The sequence below is a fragment of the Kumtagia sp. genome (genome assembly GCF_059502445.1).
The window spans coordinates 58549-84303 of record NZ_JCACER010000021.1 but is presented as its reverse complement, the minus strand read 5'-3'; the positions used below and the strand labels follow the sequence as shown (position 1 = coordinate 84303).

The 25755-nt window shown below is 66.4% G+C and carries 27 protein-coding genes and 1 pseudogene; 10 read left to right on the top strand and 18 right to left on the bottom strand.

Features of this window, described 5'->3' with window-relative positions:
- Window positions 1-194: 194 nt before the first annotated feature.
- Window positions 195-2021, top strand: a complete 1827-nt coding sequence (gene typA, locus AC5JDC_RS09140) for a translational GTPase TypA (protein ID WP_106774499.1) — start codon at window positions 195-197, stop codon at window positions 2019-2021.
- A gap of 51 nt (window positions 2022-2072) precedes the next feature.
- Here the strand turns inward: typA and AC5JDC_RS09135 are convergent.
- The 4 genes and pseudogenes from AC5JDC_RS09135 to AC5JDC_RS09120 form a co-directional block, all read right to left on the bottom strand.
- Window positions 2073-2372: pseudogene (locus AC5JDC_RS09135) on the bottom strand (type II toxin-antitoxin system RelE/ParE family toxin).
- Window positions 2369-2623, bottom strand: coding sequence for a type II toxin-antitoxin system ParD family antitoxin (locus tag AC5JDC_RS09130; RefSeq protein ID WP_106774501.1), 255 nt, complete (start codon window positions 2621-2623; stop codon window positions 2369-2371). Before AC5JDC_RS09130 ends, AC5JDC_RS09135 begins: the two are co-directional and overlap by 4 nt.
- Window positions 2624-2701: 78 nt before the next feature.
- Window positions 2702-3838 (bottom strand): DegT/DnrJ/EryC1/StrS family aminotransferase, encoded by a 1137-nt coding sequence (locus AC5JDC_RS09125; RefSeq protein ID WP_495841040.1) that lies wholly within the window; start codon window positions 3836-3838, stop codon window positions 2702-2704.
- A 157-nt stretch (window positions 3839-3995) separates the two neighbouring features.
- Window positions 3996-5330, bottom strand: coding sequence for a nucleotide sugar dehydrogenase (locus AC5JDC_RS09120; RefSeq protein ID WP_495841038.1), 1335 nt, complete (start codon window positions 5328-5330; stop codon window positions 3996-3998).
- 247 nt (window positions 5331-5577) lie between these two features.
- Here AC5JDC_RS09120 and denD point away from each other — a divergent pair, with 247 nt between their 5' ends.
- Both denD and AC5JDC_RS09110 read left to right on the top strand, forming a co-directional pair.
- Window positions 5578-6561, top strand: coding sequence for a D-erythronate dehydrogenase (denD, locus tag AC5JDC_RS09115; RefSeq protein WP_495841036.1), 984 nt, complete (start codon window positions 5578-5580; stop codon window positions 6559-6561).
- 35 nt (window positions 6562-6596) lie between these two features.
- The gene (locus AC5JDC_RS09110; RefSeq protein WP_495841034.1) at window positions 6597-7814 is read left to right on the top strand and encodes a Tm-1-like ATP-binding domain-containing protein; all 1218 of its coding nucleotides are present in this window, start codon (window positions 6597-6599) and stop codon (window positions 7812-7814) included.
- A gap of 27 nt (window positions 7815-7841) precedes the next feature.
- Here AC5JDC_RS09110 and AC5JDC_RS09105 read toward each other — a convergent pair whose 3' ends face one another.
- Window positions 7842-8474, bottom strand: a complete 633-nt coding sequence (locus AC5JDC_RS09105) for a trimeric intracellular cation channel family protein (protein WP_495841032.1) — start codon at window positions 8472-8474, stop codon at window positions 7842-7844.
- A gap of 165 nt (window positions 8475-8639) precedes the next feature.
- Window positions 8640-9275, bottom strand: coding sequence for a nucleotide exchange factor GrpE (gene grpE / locus AC5JDC_RS09100; protein ID WP_495841030.1), 636 nt, complete (start codon window positions 9273-9275; stop codon window positions 8640-8642).
- A 46-nt stretch (window positions 9276-9321) separates the two neighbouring features.
- Here grpE and AC5JDC_RS09095 point away from each other — a divergent pair, with 46 nt between their 5' ends.
- Window positions 9322-9738: a hypothetical protein gene (locus AC5JDC_RS09095; protein ID WP_495841028.1), complete on the top strand. Its 417-nt coding sequence runs from the start codon at window positions 9322-9324 to the stop codon at window positions 9736-9738.
- A 45-nt stretch (window positions 9739-9783) separates the two neighbouring features.
- On the opposite strand, the gene AC5JDC_RS09090 is transcribed toward AC5JDC_RS09095, so the two are convergent.
- The 6 genes from AC5JDC_RS09090 to cysG all read right to left on the bottom strand — a co-directional run bounded on the left by AC5JDC_RS09090 (window position 9784) and on the right by cysG (window position 15360).
- The gene (locus AC5JDC_RS09090; RefSeq protein ID WP_495841026.1) at window positions 9784-10404 is read right to left on the bottom strand and encodes a DJ-1/PfpI family protein; all 621 of its coding nucleotides are present in this window, start codon (window positions 10402-10404) and stop codon (window positions 9784-9786) included.
- Between the two features lie 155 nt (window positions 10405-10559).
- Complete coding sequence (locus AC5JDC_RS09085) at window positions 10560-11108, bottom strand: DUF934 domain-containing protein (RefSeq protein WP_495841074.1); 549 nt, start codon at window positions 11106-11108, stop codon at window positions 10560-10562.
- A gap of 85 nt (window positions 11109-11193) precedes the next feature.
- Window positions 11194-11943, bottom strand: a complete 750-nt coding sequence (locus AC5JDC_RS09080; RefSeq protein WP_495841023.1) for a phosphoadenylyl-sulfate reductase — start codon at window positions 11941-11943, stop codon at window positions 11194-11196.
- Window positions 11918-13588 (bottom strand): nitrite/sulfite reductase, encoded by a 1671-nt coding sequence (locus AC5JDC_RS09075; RefSeq protein ID WP_495841021.1) that lies wholly within the window; start codon window positions 13586-13588, stop codon window positions 11918-11920. The genes AC5JDC_RS09080 and AC5JDC_RS09075 overlap by 26 nt, the downstream gene beginning before the upstream one ends.
- A gap of 30 nt (window positions 13589-13618) precedes the next feature.
- Window positions 13619-13915 carry a DUF2849 domain-containing protein gene (locus AC5JDC_RS09070; protein WP_495841019.1) on the bottom strand — a complete coding sequence of 99 codons (297 nt, stop codon included), beginning with the start codon at window positions 13913-13915 and terminating at the stop codon, window positions 13619-13621.
- A complete protein-coding gene (cysG, locus tag AC5JDC_RS09065; protein ID WP_495841017.1) occupies window positions 13912-15360 on the bottom strand; it encodes a siroheme synthase CysG in 1449 nt (482 codons plus the stop codon). The genes AC5JDC_RS09070 and cysG overlap by 4 nt, the downstream gene beginning before the upstream one ends.
- Before the next feature lie 243 nt (window positions 15361-15603).
- Here cysG and AC5JDC_RS09060 point away from each other — a divergent pair, with 243 nt between their 5' ends.
- The 4 genes from AC5JDC_RS09060 to AC5JDC_RS09045 all read left to right on the top strand — a co-directional run bounded on the left by AC5JDC_RS09060 (window position 15604) and on the right by AC5JDC_RS09045 (window position 19315).
- Window positions 15604-16053 carry a baeRF12 domain-containing protein gene (locus AC5JDC_RS09060; RefSeq protein ID WP_495841015.1) on the top strand — a complete coding sequence of 150 codons (450 nt, stop codon included), beginning with the start codon at window positions 15604-15606 and terminating at the stop codon, window positions 16051-16053.
- 126 nt (window positions 16054-16179) lie between these two features.
- The gene (locus AC5JDC_RS09055) at window positions 16180-16521 is read left to right on the top strand and encodes a hypothetical protein (protein WP_495841013.1); all 342 of its coding nucleotides are present in this window, start codon (window positions 16180-16182) and stop codon (window positions 16519-16521) included.
- 347 nt (window positions 16522-16868) lie between these two features.
- Complete coding sequence (locus AC5JDC_RS09050) at window positions 16869-18746, top strand: cation:proton antiporter domain-containing protein (RefSeq protein ID WP_495841011.1); 1878 nt, start codon at window positions 16869-16871, stop codon at window positions 18744-18746.
- Window positions 18747-18949: 203 nt separating this feature from the next.
- Window positions 18950-19315 (top strand): GFA family protein, encoded by a 366-nt coding sequence (locus AC5JDC_RS09045; protein WP_495841009.1) that lies wholly within the window; start codon window positions 18950-18952, stop codon window positions 19313-19315.
- 17 nt (window positions 19316-19332) lie between these two features.
- Here the strand turns inward: AC5JDC_RS09045 and coaBC are convergent, their stop codons facing one another.
- From coaBC to ubiE, 6 genes are all read right to left on the bottom strand, one after another.
- The gene (gene coaBC / locus AC5JDC_RS09040; RefSeq protein WP_495841007.1) at window positions 19333-20550 is read right to left on the bottom strand and encodes a bifunctional phosphopantothenoylcysteine decarboxylase/phosphopantothenate--cysteine ligase CoaBC; all 1218 of its coding nucleotides are present in this window, start codon (window positions 20548-20550) and stop codon (window positions 19333-19335) included.
- Between the two features lie 19 nt (window positions 20551-20569).
- Complete coding sequence (locus AC5JDC_RS09035) at window positions 20570-20998, bottom strand: type II toxin-antitoxin system VapC family toxin (protein ID WP_495841005.1); 429 nt, start codon at window positions 20996-20998, stop codon at window positions 20570-20572.
- Window positions 20977-21216, bottom strand: coding sequence for a FitA-like ribbon-helix-helix domain-containing protein (locus AC5JDC_RS09030; protein ID WP_495841003.1), 240 nt, complete (start codon window positions 21214-21216; stop codon window positions 20977-20979). The genes AC5JDC_RS09035 and AC5JDC_RS09030 overlap by 22 nt, the downstream gene beginning before the upstream one ends.
- 3 nt (window positions 21217-21219) lie before the next feature.
- Entirely contained in the window at window positions 21220-21435 is a 216-nt protein-coding gene (locus AC5JDC_RS09025) for a FitA-like ribbon-helix-helix domain-containing protein (protein ID WP_495841001.1), read from the bottom strand.
- A 115-nt stretch (window positions 21436-21550) separates the two neighbouring features.
- Window positions 21551-23125, bottom strand: a complete 1575-nt coding sequence (gene ubiB, locus AC5JDC_RS09020) for a 2-polyprenylphenol 6-hydroxylase (RefSeq protein ID WP_106774517.1) — start codon at window positions 23123-23125, stop codon at window positions 21551-21553.
- A gap of 13 nt (window positions 23126-23138) precedes the next feature.
- The gene (gene ubiE, locus AC5JDC_RS09015; protein ID WP_495840998.1) at window positions 23139-23915 is read right to left on the bottom strand and encodes a bifunctional demethylmenaquinone methyltransferase/2-methoxy-6-polyprenyl-1,4-benzoquinol methylase UbiE; all 777 of its coding nucleotides are present in this window, start codon (window positions 23913-23915) and stop codon (window positions 23139-23141) included.
- Window positions 23916-24019: 104 nt separating this feature from the next.
- Between ubiE and AC5JDC_RS09010 the strand changes: the two genes are divergently transcribed.
- Entirely contained in the window at window positions 24020-24994 is a 975-nt protein-coding gene (locus AC5JDC_RS09010) for an adenosine deaminase (protein WP_495840996.1), read from the top strand.
- A 91-nt stretch (window positions 24995-25085) separates the two neighbouring features.
- Window positions 25086-25712: a uracil phosphoribosyltransferase gene (gene upp, locus AC5JDC_RS09005; protein WP_495840994.1), complete on the top strand. Its 627-nt coding sequence runs from the start codon at window positions 25086-25088 to the stop codon at window positions 25710-25712.
- Window positions 25713-25755: the final 43 nt, after the last annotated feature.

The window sequence follows — 25755 nt, the reverse complement described above, 5'->3', positions numbered from 1 at the left end:
CTTGAATCCGCCTCCGATGCGCAGGCGCAAGTCCCGCGTTGCAGCCACAACAGCCCCGGCACGGGCGCATAGGTTCCGCCACACCGCAGCATGGCAGGCCCCTTTCGCATTTGCGAAAAATCCGTTAAGAGCCGCGCCAATGAAGCACGGCGCCTGAACGAATTGCGGCGTGCCCCTTCCCGAGCAAGGTCTTTATGAAACTTCGCAACATCGCGATCATCGCGCACGTCGACCATGGCAAGACCACGCTGGTCGACGCGCTGCTGAAACAATCCGGCTCCGTGCGCGACAACCAGCGCGTCGCCGAGCGCGTCATGGATTCCAACGACCTGGAGAAGGAGCGCGGCATCACCATCCTTGCCAAGGCCACCTCGGTCGAGTGGAAGGACACGCGCATCAACATCGTCGACACGCCCGGCCACGCCGATTTCGGCGGCGAGGTGGAACGCATCCTCAACATGGTGGACGGCGCCATCGTGCTGGTCGATGCCGCCGAAGGCCCGATGCCGCAGACCAAGTTCGTGGTCGGCAAGGCGCTCAAGGTCGGCCTGCGTCCGATCGTCGCCATCAACAAGATCGACCGGCCGGACGCGCGCCATGTCGAGGTGGTCAACGAGGTGTTCGACCTGTTCGCGGCGCTCGACGCCACCGACGAGCAGCTCGACTTCCCCATCCTTTACGGCTCCGGCCGCGACGGCTGGATGGCCGAGGCGCCCGAGGGGCCGAAGGACGACGGCCTCGCGCCACTGTTCGAAATGGTGCTGCGCCACGTGCCCGCTCCCACCGTCCATGCCGGTCCGTTCCGGATGATCGGCACCATCCTGGAAGCCAATCCCTTCCTCGGCCGCATCATCACCGGCCGCATCGAGAGCGGCTCGATCAAGCCAAACCAGGCGGTGAAGGTGCTGCATCACGACGGCGGCCTGCTGGAAAATGGCCGCATCTCGAAGATCCTCGCCTTCCGCGGCATCGAGCGCCAGCCGATCGAGGACGCCCATGCCGGCGACATCATCGCGATCGCCGGCCTGTCGAAGGGCACGGTGGCCGACACCTTCTGCGACCCGGCCGTCACCGAGCCGCTGGCCGCCCAGCCGATCGACCCGCCGACCGTCACCATGTCGTTCATCGTCAACGATTCGCCGCTGGCCGGCACCGAGGGCGACAAGGTGACCAGCCGCGTCATCCGCGACCGCCTGCTGCGCGAGGCGGAAGGCAACGTCGCGCTGAAGATCGAGGAATCGGCCGACAAGGACTCCTTCTACGTCTCCGGCCGCGGCGAGCTGCAGCTTGCCGTGCTGATCGAGACCATGCGCCGCGAAGGTTTCGAGATCGCCGTGTCGCGCCCGCGCGTCGTCATGAAGAAGGACGACGACGGCCAGCTGCTCGAGCCGATCGAGGAAGTGGTCATCGACGTCGACGAGGAGCATTCCGGCGTCGTCGTGCAGAAGATGAGCGAGCGCAAGGGCGAGATGGTCGAGCTGCGCCCGTCCGGCGGCAACCGGCAGCGCCTGGTCTTCCACGCGCCTACGCGCGGCCTGATCGGCTACCAGTCGGAGCTTCTGACCGACACGCGCGGCACCGCCGTGATGAACCGCCTGTTCCATGCCTACGAGCCCTACAAGGGCGACATCGCCGGCCGGACCAACGGCGTGCTGATCTCCAACGAAGCCGGCGAGGCCGTCGCCTACGCGCTGTGGAACCTGGAGGATCGCGGCCCGATGGTCATCGACCCGGGCGTGAAGGTCTATCAGGGCATGATCATCGGCATCCACTCCCGGGACAACGACCTGGAAGTGAACGTGCTGAAGGGCAAGAAACTCACCAACATCCGCGCCGCCGGCAAGGACGAGGCGGTCCGGCTCACCCCGCCGGTGCGCATGACGCTGGAACGGGCGCTGGCCTGGATCCAGGACGACGAGCTGGTCGAGGTGACACCGAAGACCATCCGCCTGCGCAAGCTGCATCTCGACCCGAACGACCGCAAGCGCTTCGAGAAGCAGAAGATGAGCGGCGCGGCGTAGGGGGCCGGTCGGCAACCGACCCACTTGGCTTCGGTCGTTTTGGGAACGCGGCTATTCGCGTTCCCCCAAAACCGTCTCGTAGTCCATGGCGCCATGCAGCACATGGATGATTTCGATCCTGTCCTCCGTGCCACGATAGAAAATCAGGTAGTTGCGGTGTACCTTTCGCCGGAGTTTTCAGCGCTCGTATCCTACGACAAATGGATACGCACGCGGCCGCTGCCTGATCTCGCGAAAGCTCCGCAAGAACTCCTTCACGAGACGAGCCGCGGCTCGCGGATTATCCGTCGAGATATGGTCGGAAATTCGCTCGATATCTTCTTTCGCATCGTCGGTGACGACGAGCTTCATTCGCCGGCCATGCGAAGATATTTCTGCTCAAGACGGTCCAGGAATATCTCAGCATCCTCCACCCTCCCGGCATCGGCCGACGCAAGACCACGCTCTAGGGCGGCGTGAAGCGTATTGAGGCGCGCCTCGCGCTCCTGAACCAGCCGCACGCCTTCGCGCAGCACTTCGCTCTTGGAATTATAGCGCCCGGTAGCGACCAATTCAGTCACCACCTGTTCGAGCGTCTCACCCAGTTCAGCGCTGATCGCCATCAGGTTGCCTCCTGCTACCCAGACAGCCAATAACTATTATGGGTCGTTTTGGAGTTCAAGCGGGATCAGTATCGGCTGCTAAGCCGCCAGCGCCTCGCGCACGCTGTCGATGATGTAGCCCTGGTCGTCGGCCTCAAGATAGGGGTGCATAGGCAGGCTGAAGACGTCCTCGGCCACCCGGTCGCTGACCGGCAGGCCGTTGCCGGCGACCGGGAAATGCTTGTAGGCCGTCTGCCGGTGCAGCGGCTTCGGATAATAGACCGCCGTCGGCACGCCCTTGTCCTTCAGCCGCGCCAGCACGGCGCCGCGATCCTTGCCGCGGGCCCGGATCGTGTACTGCGCCCAGGTGGAGGTGCAGCCGTCGAGCACCGCCGGCACGACGGCGACGTCGCGCAGCCCGTCATTGTATGCTGCGGCGATGCGATTGCGCGCGACGATCTCGTCGGGGAATATCTTCAGCTTCTCGATCAGGATGGCGGCCTGCAGCGTGTCCAGGCGACCGTTCATGCCGATGCGGACGTTATCGTATTTGTCCGTGCCCTGGCCGTGGACCAGCAGCGAGCGCAGCACCGCATCCGTCTCGTCGTCGTCGGTGAAGATGGCGCCGCCGTCGCCATAGGCGCCGAGCGGCTTGGCCGGGAAGAAGCTGGTCGCCGTCATGGCGCCAATGGTGCCGACCTTACGATCGCGATAGGTGCCGCCGAAACCCTGCGCGGCATCGCTGATCAGCCACATGCCCTCGTTCGCCACGATCGGCTCGATCTCGGCATAGTCGGCCGACTGGCCGAACAGGTCGACGGAGATCACGCCGGCGAGCGACAGGCCGTCCTTCTTGGCCTGGGCGATCGCCGTCTTAAGGCTCGCGGGATCGAGGTTGAATGTATCCTCGTGGATGTCGACGAAGAACGGCGTGGCGCCGAGCATTGCGACGACTTCCGCCGTCGCGGCGAAGGTGAAGCTCGGACAGAACACAGCCTGCCCCGGCTTGATGCCCTTCGCCATCAGGCAAAGCGTGAGCGCATCGGTGCCGTTGGAGCAGCCGATAGAATGTTTCGCGCCGCAGAAGGCGCTGAGCGCCGCCTCGAATTCTGCGACCTCGGGGCCGAGGATGTAGGCGCCGTGGGAGAGCACGCGCTGGATCGCCGCGTCGACCTTCGTCTTGATCTTTTCCTGCTGGGCAACGAGGTCGATGAAGCGAAGCGGCTTTCGTGTCATGAAGAGTTCCGGACCGTGTTCGAATCGCACTGGCGGCCACCGGCTTGAGACGGCGCGGGCCGTCCTATCGCCGGTCTGCACCGCCAAGTCAAAACACGTGCATTTTCCGGCCGATACGTTGCGTGTAGGCGTGAGGACCGGTCGCACCGGGCCTGCGTTACGCCTTGACCACGTTGGCGGACGAGACGCCCTTGCGCTCGCAGACGTTGCGGGTGTCGACGACCAGCCGGCTTTCGGCGACCAGACGGGCGTAGTCGACCGCGTCGTGATCGGTCGCGATCAGCGTGAGGTCGTAGCCTGCGAAGGAGGCATCGGCGGCAACCGAGCCGCGGCCGGCATATTCGGGATGCTCGCGGGTCATAGTGATCTGCGGCACGTGCGGGTCGAGGTAATCGACTTTCGCGCCGCGCTCCTCCAGCAGCCGGATCAGCGTCAGGCCGGGGCTCTCGCGGATGTCGCCGACATTTTTCTTGTAGGCGAGCCCGACCAGCAGCACCCTGCCGCCCTTCAGCCCCTTGGCGAAGCGGGCGTTCAGTGCCTCCATGCAGACGGTGACGACGTGGCCCGGCATCGCCGTATTGATCTCGCCGGCAAGTTCCACCAGGCGGGTCGACATGTCGAACTCGCGTGCCTTCCAGGTGAGATAGAAGGGGTCGATCGGGATGCAGTGGCCGCCCAGCCCGGGACCGGGATAGAAGGGCATGAAGCCGAACGGCTTGGTCTTGGCCGCGTCGATGACCTCCCACACGTCGATGCCCATGGCGCCGTAGATCAGCTTCAGCTCGTTGACCAGCGCGATGTTGACGGCGCGAAAGATGTTCTCGGTGATTTTCACCGCCTCGGCGGCGGCGGTGGAGGACACCGGCACCGTCTTCACCACGATCTGGTCGTAGAGCGCGACCGCCAACTCCAGCGCGATGGGGTCGGCGCCGCCGACAACCTTGGGGATCGACTGCGTGCCGTAGTCGGGATTGCCGGGGTCTTCGCGCTCCGGGCTGAAGGCGACGAAGAAGTCGGTTCCGCTCTTCAGCCCGCTCTGCTCCAGCGCCGGAACCAGCAATTCCTGCGTGGTCCCTGGATAGGTCGTCGATTCCAGCACGACGAGCTGGTTATTGCGCAGATGCGGCACGATCGAGCGCGCCGTATTCGCCACATAGGAGAGATCCGGCTCCCGATGCTTGGTCAGCGGGGTGGGCACGCAGATGACGATCGCGTCGGCGCCGGCAACAGCGGAGAAGTCGGTCGTGCAGGCGAGCCGGCCCTCCGCGATTCTCCCGGCGAAATAGGCCGGGTCGAAATGCCGGAGATAGGCGACGCCCTCATGCAGCATGCGGATCTTGTCGGGATCGATGTCGATGCCGATGCCGGTGAAGCCCGCCTCGACCACCGCCTTGACCAGCGGCAGGCCGACATAGCCCAGTCCGATGACGGCGACGGTCGCCTGCCGGTCGCGGAAGGCCGAGAGAAGTGCGTCTGCCCGTTGCCGTGCCAATCCTAAGCCCTCCTGGGAGCCTGCCGAAACGCGCCTTCATGCTCGACTCGGCCCTGCGAGGCAAGGCCGCCGCCATCGTATCGTCTTCAATCTCCGGAGAGCAGCCGCGTCTTGAGCGATGCCGGTCGCCACGACGGCCGCGGTCGGCGGCCGGAGGAGCATGCCGAAACTTGCCCGTGCATGAGCCTTCGATCCAAGCTATGTGTCTGAAAAGATCAAAGATCGAAGTCCGGGAGAAATCAGCCAGATGCACGTCATGATCATCGGAGCGGCCGGTATGGTCGGCCGCAAGTTCGCCATGCGCCTTGCCCAGACGGGGCGGCTGGGCGGCACGGAGGTTGCGCGGATGACGCTGGTCGACGTGGTCGAGCCGGCGCTGCCCGGCGGCAACGTACCGGCCGTCGCAGCCGTCACCGATCTTTCGGCTCCCGGCGCGAGCGAGAAGCTGGTCTCGACCCGGCCAGACGTGATCTTCCACCTCGCGGCCATCGTGTCGGGCGAAGCCGAGACCGATTTCGACAAGGGCTACCGCATCAACCTCGATGGCACGCGTTTCCTGTTCGAGGCGATCAGACAGGAGGGGATCAAGGCGCCTTACCGGCCGCGCGTCGTCTTCTCCTCGTCCATCGCGGTGTTCGGCGCGCCGTTCCCCGAGGCGATCGGCGACGAGTTCTTCACGACGCCGGCGACCAGCTACGGCACGCAGAAAGCGATCGGCGAGCTGCTGCTCGCCGACTACAGCCGGCGCGGTTTCCTCGACGGCATCGGCATCCGCCTGCCGACCATCTGCATCCGGCCAGGTAAGCCGAACAAGGCGGCCTCCGGCTTCTTCTCCAACATCCTGCGCGAGCCGCTGGTCGGCGAGGAGGCGGTGCTGCCGGTTTCGGAGACGGTGCGCCACTGGTTCGCCAGCCCGCGCGCGGCCATCGGCTTCCTCGAGCATGCGGCGACGATCGAGCTTGCGCCGCTCGGCCAGCGCCGCAACCTCACAATGCCCGGCCTCTCCGCCACCGTGGGCGAGGAGATCGAGGCGCTGCGCCGCGTCGCCGGCGACAAGGCGGTGAAGCTGATCCGGCGCGAACCGAACGAGGCCATCGCCCGCATGGTGGCCGGCTGGCCGGGCCGCTTCGACGCGGGGCGGGCGGAGGCGCTCGGCTTCCGCGCGGAAACCTCGTTCGACGCGATCGTGCGCGCTCATGTCGAGGACGAACTCGGCGGCAAGGTCGGCTAGCGGCGGCAGGGCCGTTCCGTTCAACGGGTGCTCGCATGAAGAAAGTCGTCGCCATACTCGGCACCTTCGACAGCAAGGGCGTCGAATACGCCTTTCTCAGGCAGCAGGTCGAAGCGCAGGGCGTGGAGACGCTGACCATCGACGTCGGCGTGTTCGGACCTTCCTTCACGCCGGATGTCGCGGCGGCCGAGGTGGCGGCGGCCGGAGGCGGCGACCTCAAAACGCTGGCGGCGAAAAAGGATCGTGGCGAGGCGATGGCCGTGATGAGCAAGGGGGCCGCCGTCGTCGCGGCGCGGCTCGCCGCCGAAGGCCGTATCCACGGCATCGTCGCCATGGGCGGCGGCGGCGGTTCGTCGATCGCCGCGGCGGCGATGCAGGCGCTGCCGGTCGGCTTCCCCAAGCTGCTGGTGTCGACGCTGGCGGCCGGCGACACGCGCCCGCTGGTCGGCGTCAAGGACGTCACCATCATGCCGGCGGTCGTCGACATCTCCGGCATCAACCGGCTGTCGTCGCAAATCCTCGCCAATGCCGCCGGCGCCATCGCCGGCATGATCAACGCCGGGCGCACCGGACCGCGAGAGCAGAGGCCACTCATCGCCGCCACCATGTTCGGGGTGACGACGCCCTGCGTGACCAAGGCGCGCGAGATCCTCGAGCAGGCCGGCTACGAGGTTCTGGTCTTCCACGCCACCGGCACGGGCGGGCGCACGATGGAGGAACTCATCCACGCCGGCTTCATCGCCGGCGTGCTCGACATTACCACGACGGAACTGGCGGACGAGCTTGCCGGCGGCGTGCTCAGCGCCGGACCCGACCGGCTGGAAGCGGCCGGCGCGGCCGGTATCCCGCAGGTGGTGTCGGCCGGCGCGCTCGACATGGTGAATTTCGGCGCGCCCGAGACCGTTCCGACGAAATATGCCGGCCGCGCCTTCTACCGGCACAACCCGCTGGTGACGCTGATGCGCACGACCGCGGAGGAGAACGCAGAACTGGGCAGGAGAATCGCGGCAAAGCTCAACAAGGCCGAGGGCCCGACCGTCTTCATGATCCCGCGGCGCGGCGTGTCGTCCATCGACGTGGAGGGCAAGCCGTTCCACGACCCGGCCGCCGACGCCGCCCTGTTCGCCGCGCTGAAGGCCGGTCTGAGCGACACGGTGCGAGTGGTCGAGCTCGACACGGACATCAACGACGATATTTTCGCCACCGAGGCGGCGCGGCTGCTGATCGAGGCGATCGAGGCTCCGAGATCATAGCAGCCCCCCAGGCTCGGCTCGACCGTCCTACGGAATATCCTCCGGACGCCGGCCGGGCCGATTGCGGTAGGCCGGAATGCGCCAGCCGAACCACAGCGCGCCGCCGCGCACGGCGAAAGCCGTGGCGAAGGCGAGCAGCGCCGAGGCAACGTCGGGGAGGCCGCCGAGATCGGCGAGCGTGAAGACGGCGGCGCCGGCCAGGGCGGCGGTGACGTAGATTTCCGGGCGCAGCAGCACCGAGGGCTCGCCTGCCAGAAGATCGCGCAGGATGCCGCCCAGCGTCGCCGTCAGCATGCCCATGACAATGGCCACGATGGGCGATCCGGTGGCCGCGAGCCCCTTGGCAGCGCCGAGCGCGGCATAGGCAGACATGCCAACTGCGTCCAGCCACAGCAGCAGCCTGTAGCGCGACTCGAGCCGGTGCGCAGCGAAGAAGACGAGCACGCCGCTGCCGGCGCAGACGAGCACATAAGCGTGGTCGAGCACCCAGAAGACAGGGACGTCGAGGATGAGGTCGCGGACCGTGCCGCCGCCGATGCCGGTGACGCTGGCAAGGAACAGGAAACCGACGATGTCGAGCTGCTTGCGTGAGGCGGCCAGGGCCCCTGTCGCGGCGAACACGGCGACGCCGGCATAGTCGAGGACCTGAAGCCAGTTCATGCGATCTTGCTAGCGCAGCGGTGGCAGCCGCGCCAGATCAAGGAACGAATTGCGAAGCGAATAGCGAATAGCGAATAGCGAATAGCGACAGTCGTCTGTTGAAGCGAAGGGTCAATCCCTATTCGCTATTCCCTATTCCCTATTCGCTATTCGCTATTCGCTCGCTCACGCATCCTTCTCGGCCTGCTCGTTGATGGGCCCCGGCTCGGTCGCGCCTTCATTGGCGGCAGCGCGCGGGCCGCCCTTGGAGACGCCGACCATGGCGGGGCGCAGCACGCGCTCGCCGATCGAATAGCCGGGCTGCACCACCTGCACCACCGTGTTGGCGGCGATGTCGGGGTTCGGCACCTCGAACATGGCCTGGTGGAAATGCGGATCGAACTTCTCGCCCAGCGGCTCCAGCCTCTTCACGCCGTGACGCTCCAGCGTCGACAGCATCGAGCGCTCGGTCATCTCAACGCCCTCCACAAGGGCGGCGAGGCTGGGGTCGGCCGCCTTCGCCTCCGGCGCGACCGCCTGCAGGGCGCGGCTCAGATTGTCGGAGACCGAAAGCATGTCGCGCGCGAAATTGGCGGCGGCATAGGTCCGCGCGTCCTGAATCTCGCGCGCCGTGCGGCGGCGCAGATTCTCCATCTCGGCGGCGGCGCGCAGCGCGCGATCCTTCAGCTCCTCGTTCTCCTTCAGCAGCCGAACCAGCGCCTCGTAATCGCCATCCTGGCCAGCTGCCGGCGCCGCTTCGGCAGCCTGCTCGACCGCGACGCCTTCCTCGAGCACGCGTTCGTCTTTAGCCTGATCGCTCATTCTCTTTCCTGTTCCTGCAAACCGTTCGGATTTGCGCCGGATATCGATGCTGCCCGGGCAAAAATCAAGGGCTTATGAAAGCGTCAGGCGCAGCAGACCTGCTTCCGAGAAGGCCCGCAAGCCGCTTGCTGCCGGCAATTCGACTCAAATTTTACGCAATTTTTACCATGCCGGGAACGCAATCCTACATTGCAGGAACCATTCGAGACTGCACGGGTTCCTTTGCCAACAACAGGTTAGCGACGTCATGTTTGGCAAAAACGAAAAGAAACCCGGGGATGTGAAGTCAGAGTTCCGCCGCCAGATGCGGAGCGCCCAGCTGCGCCGCTTCGTCGGCACGCTCCCCACCTATGCCGTCGATCCCGAACTGCCAGAGCGCTTTGTAAAGCTCCTGCACCAGCTGGATCGAGCCGTCGAAGAGGCGGACGCCGGCCGGCCGACGCCGGCCGCCCAGCCTCAATGAGGAACGGCCGGCGGCCGTCATGCCGCCTTCGCGTCAGCCCCTGCTTCATGCGGCGCGGCGCGTGTCGGCCATCAGCACCTGCCCATGCGATATGTCCGTGCCGAGGACCTTCAGGCACTCGCGCATGAAGGCCGCGAGGCCCGTCCAGCCCTTGGCGGAGACGAGATTGCCGTCGACATGGGCTCCGGTCGGCGTCACGTCGATGTATTTGCCGCCCGCCAGCGTCACTTCCGGCTCGCAATACTGAAGCGCGGCGACCTCCTTGCCGCGCACCACGCCATCCACCGCGATCAGGATCTGGACGCCGTGGCAAATGGTGAAGATCGGCTTGCCCGTCTCGTGGAAGTGGCGGACGATCGCTTGCACTCTGCTGTCGATGCGGATGTATTCCGGGCCGCGGCCGCCGGCGCAATAGACGGCGTCATAGGCAGCCGGATCGACCTCGGCGAAGGTCTTGTTCAGATAGTAGTCGTGGCCGAGCTTTTCCGTATAGGTCTGGTGGCCCTCGAAATCATGCAGCGATGTTTTCAGCACCTCGCCCGCCTTCTTGTCGGGGCAGACGACGTGCACCGTATGTCCGACGGCGTGCATCGCCTGCTCGAACACGAAAATCTCGTACTCCTCGCTGAAGTCGCCAACGAGCATCAGTATTTTCTTGCCAGGCATCCTCATCCTCCCAGTCCGGCGCATTTACTTCGAGCATCGAAATAAACGGCATCATGGTATGTCGGGAAAATGCCGAATGCAATCTGGTCTGACCAGATTGCGACCATGAAGCTCGTCGACCTACAGAGATCGCTGCGGCGCCGATCCAGCCCGGATCAGCGCGACCGCCGCCAGGAGTACCCCGCACCCTTGGCGGGCGCCCCGGCCGGCGTGGCCGTCGGCTGGTAATAGAGGTCGAGGCCGCCGACGCGACCCTCCTCCAGCCGGCGGATCAGCACCGGATGGCTGATCTCGAATTCGTCGAAGCCGAGACGCAGCATGTGCGGCAACTGGTCTACCAGAACCTGGCCGGTCGCCCGGACCGCACCGGCAAAACGGTGGCGGCTGCGCAGCAGCTCGGCCTTGGAAAAGCTGCGGCCGTCGTTGAAGGCCGGGAAGGCCAGCGCCACCAGCGACAGGTCGTCCAGCAGCCCGGCGATCTTCTCCACCGGATCGGCCGGCATCAGCAATACGCCCAGCCGTTCCCTGGCCGATTTGCGCACCACCGGATCGAGGTCGAGGAACACTTGCAGCGGCAGGATGAAGCGGCCGTTGCCGGCAAGCGCCTCGGCGTTGTCCGCATGCTGCCACTCGTCCTCGCGGAACCCTTCGGGTGTCCACAGGCGCGGCACCGGCACGGCGGTCTCGTTCTTCGCTTCGGTCATCAGGGCGAGCATATGGCGTATTCTCGGCTTGGTTTCCAGTCTCGCCGAAGGACGAAACGGCCTGGCTGCAAGAGTTTCGGTTATCTTAGTGAGCCGCCGTCGTGAGCGCCTCGCCCAGGCCCGGCAGATGGATGCCGCACTCGGTCTTGCCCTGGCCGGCCCAGCGGCCGCTGCGTGCGTCCTCTCCCGGCTTCACCGGCTGAGTGCAGGGAAAGCAGCCGATGGAGAGATAGCCGTAGGCCACCAGCGGGTTCTCGCGCAGCGCATGCGCGCGCATGTAGTCGGCGAGATCGCTCGTGCCCCATTTCGCCAGCGGATTGATGCGGACGCGCGGCCCGACCGCCTCGAACGCCGGCAAGGCAGCGCGGGTCGCCGCCTGGAAGCGTTTTCTGCCGGTGAACCAGGCGCGGAAGGGCGCGACGCCGCGCGCCATGGGCTCGACCTTGCGGATCTCGCAGCAGCCGTCGGTGTCCGATTGGTGCAGCTTGCCGTCCGGATCGAGCCGGTCGAGCGCGGCCTGGTCCGGCGTGACGATGCGGATGTCGGTGAGCCCGAGATCGGCGGCAAGCGCGTCGCGGTAATCCAGCGTCTCGCCGAAATGCTTTCCGGTGTCGAGGAACACGACCGGCAGCGAGGCATCCACCTCGGCGATCATGTGCAGCAGCACGGCGGAATCCGCGCCGAACGACGACACCGCCGCGATGGCGCCGGGAAAGCCGTCGCGCGCCGACCAGGCGATGATTTCCTGCGGCGACAGCCCGCCGAAACGGGCATCGAGATCGGCCGCCTCGGCGGCCGCGATCTCGTCCTCAGGCTGCCTTGGCTTCGCCGCCATAGAGCGCCTCCTTGAACGGCGCCGGGCCAAGGCGGCGGTAGGCGTCGAGGAAATTTTCCGAACGGTCGAGCCTGTGGGCGAGATAGGTCTCGACCACGGTCTCGATGGCGTCGGTGATCTCGTCCGGGCCGAAGCCGCGGCCGATGATCTCGCCGACGGCGGTGTGCTCGTCGGCCGAGCCGCCCAGCGTCACCTGATAGAGTTCGGCGCCCTTCTTCTCGACGCCCAGGATGCCGATATGGCCGACATGGTGATGGCCGCAGGCGTTGATGCAGCCGGAGATCTTCAGCTTCAGCTCGCCGATGTCGCGCTGCCGCTCCAGCGACGCGAAGCGGTTGGAAATCTCCTGCGCCACCGAGATCGAGCGGGCGTTGGCCAGCGCGCAGTAGTCGAGGCCGGGGCAGGCGATGATGTCGGTGATCAGGCCGGAATTCGGCGTCGCCAGCTCGATCTCGACCAGCGCGTCGTAGACGGCCTTCAAATCGGCGCGCGCCACGTGCGGCAGGATCAGGTTCTGCTCGTGGCTGACGCGGATTTCACCGAAAGCGTATTGGTCGGCGATGTCGGCCACCGCCTCCATCTGGCTGTCGCTGGCGTCGCCCGGCGCCTCGCCGATGCCCTTGAGCGAAATCGTCACGGCGGCATAGTCGGGGTGGCGGTGGGTGATCACGTTCTGGTCGACCCAGTCGGCGAAGCTCTTGGAATCGAGCCGGGCGAGCTTCACGACCTCGTCTCCTTCCGGCCTCGCGGCGAGTGCCGGCGGCGCGAAATAGGCGTTGATCGCGGCGATGTCCGCCTCGGGCAGCGTCAGCTCCTGGTCCTTCAGCGCCGCCCACTCGGCCTCGACCTGGCGGGCGAATTCTTCCGTACCGGTTTCGTGCACCAGGATCTTGATGCGCGCCTTGTACTTGTTGTCGCGCCGTCCGTAGAGATTGTAGACGCGCAAGATCGCCGTCGCGTAGGAGAGCAGGTGCTTTTCGGGGAGGAAATCCCGGATCTTCTTGGCGACCATCGGGGTGCGGCCCTGGCCGCCGCCGACATAGACGGCAAAGCCCAATTCGCCCTCGGCGTTCTTCTTCAGATGCAGGCCGATGTCATGCGTCTGGATGGCGGCACGGTCGCGCTCTGCGCCCGTCACCGCGATCTTGAATTTGCGCGGCAAATACGAAAATTCCGGATGCACCGACGACCACTGCCGCAGAATCTCGGCATAGGGGCGCGGATCGGCGACCTCGTCGGCGGCCGCACCCGCGAAATGGTCGGCCGTCACGTTGCGGATGCAGTTGCCTGATGTCTGGATGGCATGCATCTCGACGCTGGCGAGATCGGCGAGGATCGCCGGAATGTCCGACAGCGCCGGCCAGTTGAACTGGATGTTCTGGCGCGTGGTGAAGTGGCCATAGCCCTTGTCGTACCTGCGGGCGATGTGGGCCAGCATGCGCAACTGGCCGGTGTTCAGCGTGCCATAGGGAATGGCGATGCGCAGCATGTAGGCGTGGAGCTGCAGGTAGACGCCGTTCATCAGCCGGAGCGGCCGGAACTGCTCCTCGGTGATCTCGCCGGCGAGACGCCGCTCCACCTGATCGGTGAACTCGGCGACACGGGCGTTGACGAAATCAGTGTCGAACTCATCGTAACGGTACATGGTCGTGCTTCCGTGGGCTCCTCGGCCCTGTCATGCGGCCGTTCTGGCCTGTTTTCCGAGGTCGAGGCGGTTGGTCGGGCCGGTGGCGCGGATGCGCTCGCGCAGGCGGACCGGGCGGATCAAGCCATCGACCAGCTCGACGTCGATCAACTCGACGTCGACGACCTCATTGTTGGCAAAGGCGGCCTTGCCGGCAGCCTCGAGTTCGGCTTCCCCGGCCTTGTCGCCGGCGACATCGGCCTCGGCGATGGTCTCGGCCCAGGTTTTTGCCGGGGAGAACCACACGGCCTCGCCGTCGGTCAGGCGGTTGGCGGTCAAGACCTTCATGACTGCACCTCCTCGACCGCGGCACTAGACGGAACGGGGCGGTAGGCCGCCAGTGGCTCAGAGCGCGAGAAATCGGCGCCGGCGACCGCGTCGCCGATGATGGTCATCACCGGGCCGCCGAGATCGTCGCGCGCTTGCAGCGACGGCAGGTCGGCCAGCGTTCCATGGAACCGGCGGCGGTCGCGCAGGCTGGCGTTCTCGACCACGGCGACGGCGGTATCCGGCGACAGGCCGGCATCCATCAGCCTTCCGGCCACGTCCGCAGCGACGGAGCGGCCCATATAGACGGCGACGGTGGCGCCGGAGATCGCCAGCTTCGCCCAGTCCGGCAGCGAATTGCCCTTGAGATCGTGGCCGGTGGTGAACACCATCGAGGAGGTCACGCCGCGCAGCGTCAGCGGCAGCTGGAAATCGGCGGCGGCGGCGAAGGCCGAGGTGACGCCCGGCACCACCTCGAACGAGATGTCCGCATCGCGCAGCGCCTGCATTTCCTCGCCGGCGCGGCCGAACACCAGCGGATCGCCGGACTTCAGCCGCACCACGCGCTTGCCTTCGCGGCCGAGCCGCACCAGCAGCGCGTTGATCTCGGCTTGCGTCTTGGAGTGACAGCCCTTGCGCTTGCCGACCGGCAGCCGCTCGGCGTCGCGCCGACCCATGGCGATCACCGCCTCCGGCACCAGCGCGTCATGGACGATGACGTCGGCCTCCATCAACAGGCGATGCGCCCGCAAGGTCAGCAGATCCTCGGCACCCGGACCGGCGCCAACCAGCGCGACGTGGCCGCAATCAGCGCCGCGCGCGGCCAGGAGCCGGCCGGCGGCCACGCGTGCCTCGTCCTCGCCGCCGGCTTCGAGCGCTTGGGCCGGCGCTCCGGAAAAGAAGGCATGCCAGAAGGAGCGGCGCGCCAGCCCCTTAGGGAACAGTTTTTCGGCCGCGTCGCGGAAGGATGCGGCAAGCGCCGCCAGTACGCCGAGAGTCGGCGGCAGCATGGCGTCGATGCGTGCCCGCACCATCTGGGCCAGCACCGGCCCGGCGCCTTCGGTGCCGACCGCCACCACCAGCGGTGCCCGGTTGACGATCGCCGGCGTGTAGAAATCGCAGAGATCGGGACGATCCACCGCGTTGACCGGGATGCCGAAGCGGCGTGCATCATCCGATATCCGGCGGTCCAGCGCCTCGTCGCCCGTGGCAGCAAAGACCAGTGCCGCGCCTTCGAGCCGCGCAGGGTCATAGCCGGCTTCGACGAGCTCGGCGCCGTTTTCGACGACCCATTGCCTCAGGGCAGGCTGGACATCCTCCGCCACCACGACGAGCCGGGCATTCGACTGGCCGACGAGCCGGGCCTTGGCGAGCGCCTCGTCGCCGCCACCGAGGACGATCACGCTGCGCCCCTCGACCCGCAGGAAGACGGGAAAGGCGTTGAGCTTGGCGAACGGCTGCGACATGGGCGCGAGGGTTTCCTGGCTGGAATTCAGACTTGTAGTCCCGGGCATCGGGTTTCTAAAGAAACACACTCGCGCGGCCATTTGCAGCAGGCAATCGCTTTTTCGCGACCGCGAAGAGAGGAAGAATATTTTTCCTCCACCGTGGGTTTTTGGCACGTTTTTGCGGAGAGGAACCTTGGCCGATGGGGTCGCGTTGCTCCACAGGGCGCATTTCGGCGCCTCGACCTATCGAAGGAGAAGCAGATGGCCGCGTCCAGACTGAAGCATGGTGCATGGGTGGTCGTAGCCGACGGCGAGAAGGCCTTGTTCCTGGAAAACAAGGGAGACGGGCTGCATCCGAACCTGGAAGTCATCCGTGAGGTCGCCGAGGCAAATCCACCGACGCGCGAGCAGGGATCCGACAAGCCAGGGCGCTTCAACGACGGTCCCTCTCCCCACCGCAGCGCCGCCGAGGATACCGACTGGCACAGAATGGCCAAGGAGCGCTTCGCCGACGAGATCGCGGAGAAGCTCTACAAGGCGGCGCATCGCGGCGATTTCGACGAAGTGATCCTTATCGCGCCGCCCTTCGTTCTGGGAGAAATACGCAAGAAGCTGCACAAGGAAGTGGAGACGATGGTGGTGGCGGAATATCCGAAGACGCTGACCAACCATCCGGTTCCGGAAATCGAAAAGATGCTGATGGCGGCGTGAGGACGAAGCTGGCCGGGCAGGATGCGCATTTTCTGAAACGAGGCGCAACATACAGTGAATGTTCGCGCAGGAACCGGGTTCCGGAGGGTTCGTTTCAGCCAATGACGCACCTACCAGGAGGCAATGATGAAAACGCTTCTATCCGGGTTGATGGCCACAGCCTTGGCTGCCTCATTCGCAGTAGCAGTGCCTGCGCCGACCAATGCCGCCACGGCATTCATTCCGATGGCGGAACAGGGGCGCACGGACGTGCACAAGGCGTCCCACACCTATCGTCACTGGCAGCGGCAGCAGCGTCGTGCAGAACGCCGTGCCTATCGACGGGCCGAGCGCCGCGCCTACCGGCGATACGCACGTGATCGTTGCTACTACTACGGCGACTGCTACCGCGGCCGGTACTACGGCCGCAGCTACGGATTCGGACCGCGCTACTATCGGCCGGGCATTTCGCTGCACTTTGACCTCTGACGGGCAGCGACTTGGCTAAACCGACCAGGAGGGAGGAGGCCAGAGCCGCGCAACGCGCGTTGCGCGGCTCCCGTTGACAATCCCGGTTCCGATACGGGACGTAGCCGCCAGGCCGTGCTTGGCGAGGCACCGCGTTCGTCGAGACATGGCCGCGGTCCAAATTCGCGCATCGGCTCGACGCCGTCGCGCAAAAGCGATTCTCATACAGAATTAGCATTCCTCATGCGAAATTCGGCAAAAGCGACTCTCAAGGGTTGCACACCAGCCGATCTGCACACCATATTGGAAACGTGGCGCTTTCGGCGCTTCTCCCCCATTGATCTCGCCCAGAAAGGCCCACCTCGCCGATGCCACATGACACGCCCCTGATCGCCACCATCGTCGCAGGTCTGGGGCTTGCATTCGTCTTCGGCGCCATCGCCAACCGGTTCAAGGTTCCGCCGTTGGTGGGCTATCTCATCGCCGGCGTTCTGGTCGGGCCGCACACGCCGGGTTTCGTCGCCGATCGCGAGCTGGCGCTGGAGCTCGCCGAGATCGGCGTGATCCTGCTGATGTTCGGCGTCGGCCTGCATTTCTCGCTGAAGGACCTGCTCTCGGTACGCGCCATCGCCGTGCCCGGCGCGGTGGTGCAGATCGGCTTCGCCACGGCGCTCGGCGCCGGGCTGGCGTGGATGATGGGGTGGACGCTGGGTGCGGGCCTAGTCTTCGGCCTAGCACTCTCGGTGGCGAGCACCGTGGTCCTGCTCAAGGCGCTGCAGGACCGGCGCATGATCGAGACCGAGCGCGGGCGCATCGCCGTCGGCTGGCTGATCGTCGAGGACCTCGCCATGGTGCTCGCGCTGGTGATCCTGCCTGCCATCGCCGGCCTGCTCGGCGGCAACGGGCCGGAAACCGACCACAGCCTGCCGGCGGCGGCGCCGCTGTTTTCCGGGCTCGGCGTCTGGGGCACGCTCGGCATAACGCTCGCCAAGGTGGCCGCCTTCGTCATCGTCATGCTGGTGGTCGGGCGCCGGGTCATTCCCTGGCTCCTGCACTACGTCGCCCATACCGGCTCGCGCGAGCTGTTCCGGCTTGCGGTGCTGGCCATCGCGCTCGGCGTCGCCTTCGGCGCGGCCAAGCTGTTCGGGGTGTCGCTGGCGCTCGGCGCCTTCTTCGCCGGCATGGTGATGAGCGAATCCGAGCTGTCGCACCGCGCGGCGGAGGAATCGCTGCCGCTCAGGGACGCCTTCTCGGTGCTGTTCTTCGTCTCGGTCGGCATGCTGTTCGATCCGCTCAGCCTGCTGCGCGACACCTGGCCGATCCTCGGCACGCTGTTCATCATCGTCATCGGCAAGTCGATCGCCGCCTTCCTGATCGTCGTCGTCTTCCGCTATCCCATCGCCACCGCGCTGATTATCTCGGCCAGCTTGGCGCAGATCGGCGAATTCTCCTTTATCCTCGCCGAGCTCGGCGTCAGCCTCGACCTGCTGCCCGAGCAGGGCCGGGATCTGATCCTCGCCGGCGCGATCCTGTCTATCCTGCTCAATCCGCTGGTGTTCGCCGCCGTCGATTATCTGAAACCCTGGATCGAAAGCCGCTTCCCGCCCCGAACCGGCGCGGCAGAGGCAAAGGCGGCGGGACCTGCCACCGAGGCAGGCCAGCTTGCGACCCCTTCGGCCAAGGAAGACGACGGTCCGCCGCCGCAGACGCAGCTCACCGACCATACGATCCTCATCGGCTACGGCCGCGTCGGCAGCCTGGTCGGGCAGTCGCTGCGCGAGGCCGGCCTGCCCTTCCTGGTCGTCGAGGACGGTGACAAGACCATCGCCCGGCTGCATGCCGACGGCGTCGAGGTGGTGGAAGGCAACGCCGCCAATGCCGAGGTCTTCGCCGCCGCCAACCCGGCCGGCGCCAAGCGACTGGTGCTCGCCATTCCGAACGCCTTCGAGGCCGGCCAGATCATCCTGAGGGCGCGTGCCGCCAATGCCGGCATCGTGGTGATCGCCCGCGCTCATTCCGACGCCGAGGTCGAGCACCTGAAGGGCCTCGGGGCCGACACCGTGATCATGGGCGAACGTGAGATCGCCCGCGGCATCGTCGAGCTCATCGTCGAGGGCAGCGCGCCGCGACCGCCCCTGCCGGGCGACGAGACCGGCGCGGATTCGCCGGTGCCGGACGCAGCCGGCGAAAAGACGGACGACGATCCGGCGCCGGGGAAGAAAGGCGAGGGCCCGATCACATCTTAGGCATCCTAGGGTGGAATGAACGGGATGGGCCATCCATCCCGGCCCAGTTCTATCGGGCATGATCCTGTCTCAAAGACCACCATTTTCGGATCGCGGTTCAAGCATGGTGGCGGGTTGTTCGATCGAGACCCCTCACTACGACAGCGATCAGGGAGGGCTGCCGTGTCCGAAGCGAAGCAGGACCACTATGACGGCGGTTGCCTGTGCGGATCGGTGCGCTTTCGCGCCTACGGTCGCGCGGGCAAGCCGCACACTGCTCGTGCACGATATGCCAGCGGCACACCGGGGCACCGACCGCCGCCTGGGTAGAATTTCCGCGCGATGCGGTGACGTGGACGGGCCCCGGCGGCGCGCCGGCCACCTTCCGCTCCTCCGCCTATTCCAGCCGCGCCTTCTGCGTCCGGTGCGGCAGCACGATCGGCGCAATCGACGACGAGCCGGTGGTCGCGCTGCTGACCGGCGTATTCGACGAACCGGGGAACCCGGACCTCATGCCGGCGTCGCACAGCTATCCCGAAAGCCAGCCAGGATGGTGGCACGTCGAGGCCAAGCTGCGGGAAGACCGCTGAACCGGCCCGGATCGGGATCAGACCTCGACGGTCGCCAGGCGTCCAGCGATCACCGCGGCCAGCCGCCGCGCCACCTCCTGCTTGCTCATCTCCGGCCAATCGTCGACGCCGGATTTCGAGACGATGCGCACGCGGTTGCGGTCGCCGCCCATGGCACCGCCTTCCGCGCTGACGTCGTTGGCGACGATGAAGTCGGCGCCCTTGCGCTTCAGCTTGGCCTTGGCGTTGGCGACGAGATCCTGGGTCTCGGCGGCGAAGCCGACGACCAGATAGGGCCGACGCGCGTGGTGGCCGATGGTGGCGAGGATATCCGGGTTCTCCACCATGCGCAGCACCGGCGGGCCTTCGCCGGCGACCTTCTTGATCTTCTCGCCGGCGGCCGCGTCGCTGCGCCAGTCGGCGACGGCGGCGACGAACACGGCCGCATCGGCCGGCAGGGCGGCCTCGACCGCCTGCATCATCGCGCGCGCGGTCTCGACATGGACGGTCCGCACACCGGCCGGATCCGGCACGTTGACCGGGCCGGACACCAGCAGGACCTCGGCGCCGAGTCCGGCGAGCGCCTCGGCGATGGCGTGTCCCTGCTTGCCGGACGAGCGGTTGGCGATGTAGCGCACCGGATCGATCGGCTCGTGCGTCGGACCCGAGGTGACGATGATCTTTCTTCCGGAAAGCGGGCCTGGCGCCGACACCAGTACTGCCTCGACCGCAGCCACGATCTCCAGCGGCTCGGCCATGCGGCCCTCGCCCGCTTCGCCGCTCTCGGCCATCTCGCCGCGATTGGGGCCGACGAAGGCGACGCCGTCCTTCGCCAGTGTGGCGCGGTTGCGCCGCGTCGCCGGATGATCCCACATCCTCGGGTTCATCGCCGGCGCCATCAGCACCTTCTTGTCGGTGGCGAGCAGCACGGCGGAGGCGAGGTCGTTGGCGAGGCCGGTCGCCAGCTTCGCCATCAGGTCGGCGGTGGCGGGGGCGACGACGATCAGCTCGGCCTCGCGCGACAGGCGGATATGGCCGACGTCGTGCTCGTCGTCGCGGTCGAACAGGTCGGTGAAGACGCGGTCGGCCGTCAGGGTGCCGACCGAAAGCGGCGTGACGAATTGCTGCGCCGCCGCCGTCATCACCGCCCGCACCGCGGCTCCGCGCTCACGCAATCGGCGGATCAGCTCGAGCGTCTTGTAGGCGGCGATGCCGCCGCCGACGATCAGCAGGATGCGCTTGCCGGAAAGGGTCATAGCGGTCCTCGCCCCGAATTCAGGCCGACTTCAGAGCCGGCTCGACATCGGTATGGATGAAATCGTCACCTTTGAACAGCAGCGGCAGGCGGCGGGTCCTGGCGAGCGCATAGGAAAAGCAGTCGCCCATGTTGAGGTTGGCCCGATGGCCGGAGCCGCGGCCGAAGCGGGAATAGGCCGACTTCGCAGCTTCGAGTTGCGTAGCGTCGAACGCGACGATCTCGGCTGCGATCAGGTTCACGATTCGCTCCAGCCTGGCGGCTCCTTGCGGTATCGACTCCCGACGCGCTACGCAAAAGCTCTCGTGAAGCGTCGCAGCACTTACGAAGCAAGAAGGCTCCCGATCGACGAAAGCCTTGTAGTTGTCGACATCGTGCTCGGCATTCAGGATGGCGATGTAAACGGAGCTGTCTATGACGTAGCCGTTCAACGGAAACTCTCGTTCCACATTTCATCCGTTACGGCTTTTTGGTCGAGCGCCTCCTCCGGCTTGACGCCAAGCTGCGTCAGCTCATCGAAGATCGATCTCTCCCGCGGCGTTCGCGCACGCTTCTCTTCCAGTATTTCGCGAGCCTTCTGCTCCATCGACATGCCTAGCCGAGCCGCGCGCTCCCGCAGCTTGCGTTTAGCCGTGTCATCCAGGTTGCGCACCGTCAGGGTCGCCATGCTTCATTCCTGTGATCGTGCCGGCCCGGGCTCATCGGCCATTTCCTCGCCTTCGGGCGGGAAGCCGCGCCGGTCGAACCCTTCCGTCGTAGACAGTCCGAGCGCGGCGGAAAGCACGTCGCGCGCTTCCTGCTCCATCGAGACGCCGCGGCGAGCGCCGCGCCCGCGCAGCCATTGCAGGGTGCTTTCGTCGACATTGCGGATCGTGATCCTGGCCATGGAGCGCTCCGTCAGCTCAAATATAGAGCCGCACCTGCGTGACTGCAATGACTGCGATGCAGTCATTGCAGTCATATTCCGAGACGCGTGCTGGCTGGACCTCTCGGCGGCCGCCTCAACCAAGCTCCCAGGCGATGACCACCAGCGCCGCCGCGATCACCCACAGCGCCACACGGCCCCAGCGGCTGTAGCGCGCCTCGGCCTTGCCTATGGCGCGCGCGGTCTCGGCATCGAAACGCAGGCCGTTCTCCGCCATCGCATCGATCTCGCGGGTGAGGCGTTCGGCCCGCTCGGCGAGGTCGGGGGCCTGCCTGGCCAGCGACAGCAGGGCGGAAGCGCCCTCGCGGGCGTCGTCGAGCAGGCCGCGCGGCCCGAGATTCTGGCGGATCCAGTCGCCGACGACGGGCTCGGATGTCTTCCACATGTTGAAGGCCGGATCGAGCTTGCGCGCCACGCCCTCGACCACCACCATGGTCTTCTGCAACAGGACCAGCTCCGGCCGGGTCTCCATGTCGAAAAGCTCGGTGACCTCGAAGAGCAGGGTCAGGAGCTTCGCCATTGAGATCGTCTCGGCGGACTGGCCGTGGATCGGCTCGCCGATGGCGCGGATCGCCTGGGCGAACGCCGAGACGTTGTGCTTGCGCGGCACGTAGCCGGCCTCGAAATGCACCTCGGCGACGCGGCCGTAGTCGCGTGTGATGAAGCCGTAGAGGATTTCCGCGAGGAACCGCCGCTGCTTCTTGCCTAGACGGCCGGTGATACCGAAATCGACGGCGACGATGGTCCCGGACGCATCGACGAACATGTTGCCCGGGTGCATGTCGGCATGGAAGAAACCGTCGCGCAGCGTGTGGCGCAGGAAGGACTGGACGAGGTTCGCCGCGATCGCCTGGAGGTCGTGCCCGGCGGCACGCAGGCTGTCGATGTCGCTGAGCTTGATCCCGTCGATCCACTCCGTGGTCAGCACGTCGCGGCCGGTGCGCTCCCAGTCGACGGCGGGCACGCGAAAGCCGGGATCGTCCTTGGTGTTCTCGCCAAGCTCTGAATAGGCGGCCGCCTCCAGCCGGAAATCCATCTCGACCTTGGTGGTCTGGGCGAGCGTCTCGGTGACTTCGACCGGACGCAGCCGGCGCGCCGAGGGGATGTAGCGCTCCTGCAGCCGCGCGGCGAGGAAATAGCTCTCGAGATCGCGGAAGAAGGCGCGCCGCACCCCCGGCCGTATGACCTTCACCGCCACCTTGACCGGTTCGCCGCCGCGCATGACCTCGGCGGGGTGGACCTGGGCGATCGACGCCGCCGCCACCGGCTCGCCGAAGGAGACGAACAGGTCGTCCACCTTCCGCCCCAGCGAGCCTTCTATGGCCGCTCTCGCCTGGTCGGCCGGAAAGGTCGCCATGCGATCCTGCAGCTTGGCGAGATCGAGCGCGATGTCGTCGCCGACGACGTCCGGCCGCGTCGCCAGGAACTGGCCGAGCTTCACGTAGGAGGGGCCGAGCCGCGATACCGCCTCCGACAGTCGCTCGGTACGGCCACGCTTGCGGGCGCCGCGGCGCGTGAAGAACGTCGTCAGCCGCCAGGCGAGCCGCGGCGTGCCCGAAAGCTCGTCGCCCGGCAGCGCGGCGAACACGCCCTCGCGCGTCATCACCCAGCCTGCCCGGACCAGCCGGAAACCCGCTCCGATCGAACTCATGCGGGGAGGACCGTCAAAGCTTCCAGCCGGAATGCAGGGCGGCGATACCGCCGGAATAGTCGCGCCAGGTGACCCGGTCGAACCCGGCGCGCCGGATCATGTCGGCGAAATTCGCCTGATTGGGGAATTTGCGGATCGATTCGACCAGATAGGCATAGGGTTCGGCCTCGCCGGTCACCATCCTGCCGATCTGCGGGATCGCCCGGAACGACCACGCCTCATAGACGCGATCCAGCAGCGGCATGTCGACCTCGGAGAATTCGAGGCAGAGGAACCGGCCGCCCGGCTTCAGAACGCGATAGGCCTCGGCCAGTGCGGCGTCGATATGCGGCACGTTGCGAATGCCGAAGGCGATGGTGTAGGCGTCGAAATTTCCGCCCGGAAAGGGCAACTCCTCGGCATTCGCCTCGACGAAGTCGACGCTGTCCTCGAGGCCGCGCTTCTTCGCCCGTTCGCGGCCGACCGCCAGCATCGAGCCGTTGATGTCGAGCACGGTCGCCGCCGCCTGGTTGTGGGACGCCTCGACGATGCGGAAGGCGATGTCGCCGGTGCCGCCGGCGACATCGAGCACCGCCCAGCCGGGGCGGCGCGGCGGGTTGAGCCAGGCGACCATGGCGTCCTTCCACAGCCGGTGCAGGCCGCCCGACATCAGGTCGTTCATCACGTCGTAGCGGTTGGCGACGCGGTGGAAAACGGCGTCCACCAGCGGCTGCTTCTCGTCTTCGCCGACCTCCCGGAAGCCGTAGGAGCTTTCCATGCCCCCGGCGGCGGTTGTGCGCTGCTGTGCCATAAACTTGAACCGTTCTGCGGTTTAGGAACCATACCCGATGCACGTTGGGGGCGCTATTGTCCAGCCTGCGTGAAGACGCCGCGATTCGTTCGAAGGACCGGAGCATGCCGCTCACCGCCGAAATCCACTGCCACGTCGAGGGCGCCGCGGACCCGGGCCTGGTGATCCTGCAGGCGCGCAAATACGGCAAGGACGCCTCTCCCTACATCCGCGACGGATCGTTCGTCTGGCATGATTTCACCTCGTTCCTGCAAGCCTACGATTTCGCCGCGGACCTGTTCCGCACCGAGGAGGACTACGCCCGCCTCACCGAGCACTACCTGACGAGCCTGGCGCGGGACGGCGCCATCTATTCGGAGGTCTTCACCTCGCCCGACCATGCGCGGCGCGCCGGCCTATCGCCGGAGGCATATACCAACGCGCTCGGAGAAGGGATTTCGCGGGCGCGCGACAAGACCGGCATCGAAGGCCGCATGATCGTCACCGGGGTGCGGCATTTCGGCGTGGATGCCGTCGAGGCGGCGGCGCGCTTCGCCGCCAAGTGCGGCCATCCGCTGGTGACCGGCTTCGGCATGGGCGGCGACGAGCGGATCGGCGACCTCGAGGATTTCGTGCGCGCCTTCGAGATCGCCCGCGAGGCGGGGCTCGGCATCACCGTCCATGCCGGCGAGTTCGGCGGCTGGGAAAGCGTGGCTGCGGCGCTCGATCACATCCGGCCGGCACGCATCGGCCACGGCGTGCGCGCCATCGAGAATTCTGACCTTGTGCGGCGCATCGCCGCCGAAGGCGTGGTGCTGGAATGCTGCCCGGGCTCCAACATCGCGCTGAAGGTGTTCGAGGGCTTCGCCGCGCACCCATTCCCCGCCCTGCTCGCCTCCGGCTGCAAGGTGACGCTCAATTCGGACGACCCGCCCTATTTCTGGACGTCGCTGAGGAACGAGTACGATCTCGCCGCCCGACATTTCCGCATGACGGAAAAGCAGCTTTCCGCAGTGACCCGCACCGCGCTCGAGGCGGCTTTCGTCGACCGCAAGACGAGATCGGCGCTGCTGGCGAGGCTGGACGGCAGGGCAAGATAGCACCCGGCCGGGGAAATCGCGCGCTCCGGCATTTCTTCGGCGGGCGAGCCCCGTTAGTATTCCGCCCAGGCAAGCGCGGAAGGTTTTTGTCATGGGCGTCACGGTCGTCGATCACCCGCTGGTGCAGCACAAGCTCACCATCATGCGCAACAAGGAGACGTCCACGGCGAGTTTTCGCCGGCTGCTGCGCGAGATCTCCCTGCTGCTCGGCTACGAGGTCACGCGCGACCTCGAACTCACGACCATGACCATCGAGACGCCGATCGAGACCATGGAGGCACCTATCCTGGAGGGCAAGAAGCTGGTGTTCGCCTCGGTGCTGCGCGCCGGCAACGGCCTGCTGGAAGGATTGCTCGACCTCGTGCCGGCGGCACGCGTCGCCCATATCGGCCTTTACCGCGATCACGAGACGCTGGAGGCGGTCGAATATTTCTTCAAGGCGCCGAGCGACCTCGGCGACCGGCTCGTCATCGTCGTCGATCCGATGCTGGCCACGGCCAACTCGGCGATCGCCGCGATCGACAAGCTGAAGGCGCGCGGCGCCACCAATCTGCGCTATCTCTGCCTGCTCGCTGCACCCGAGGGCGTCGAGCGCTTCACCAGGGCACATCCCGACGTGCCTGTGTTCACCGCCTCGATCGACCGTCAGCTCAACGAGAAGGGCTACATCGTGCCGGGGCTCGGCGACGCCGGAGACCGGCTGTACGGGACGAAGTAGGCTCGGCGCAAATTAACCTCCGGTTCACGCAAGCGACAGGTTC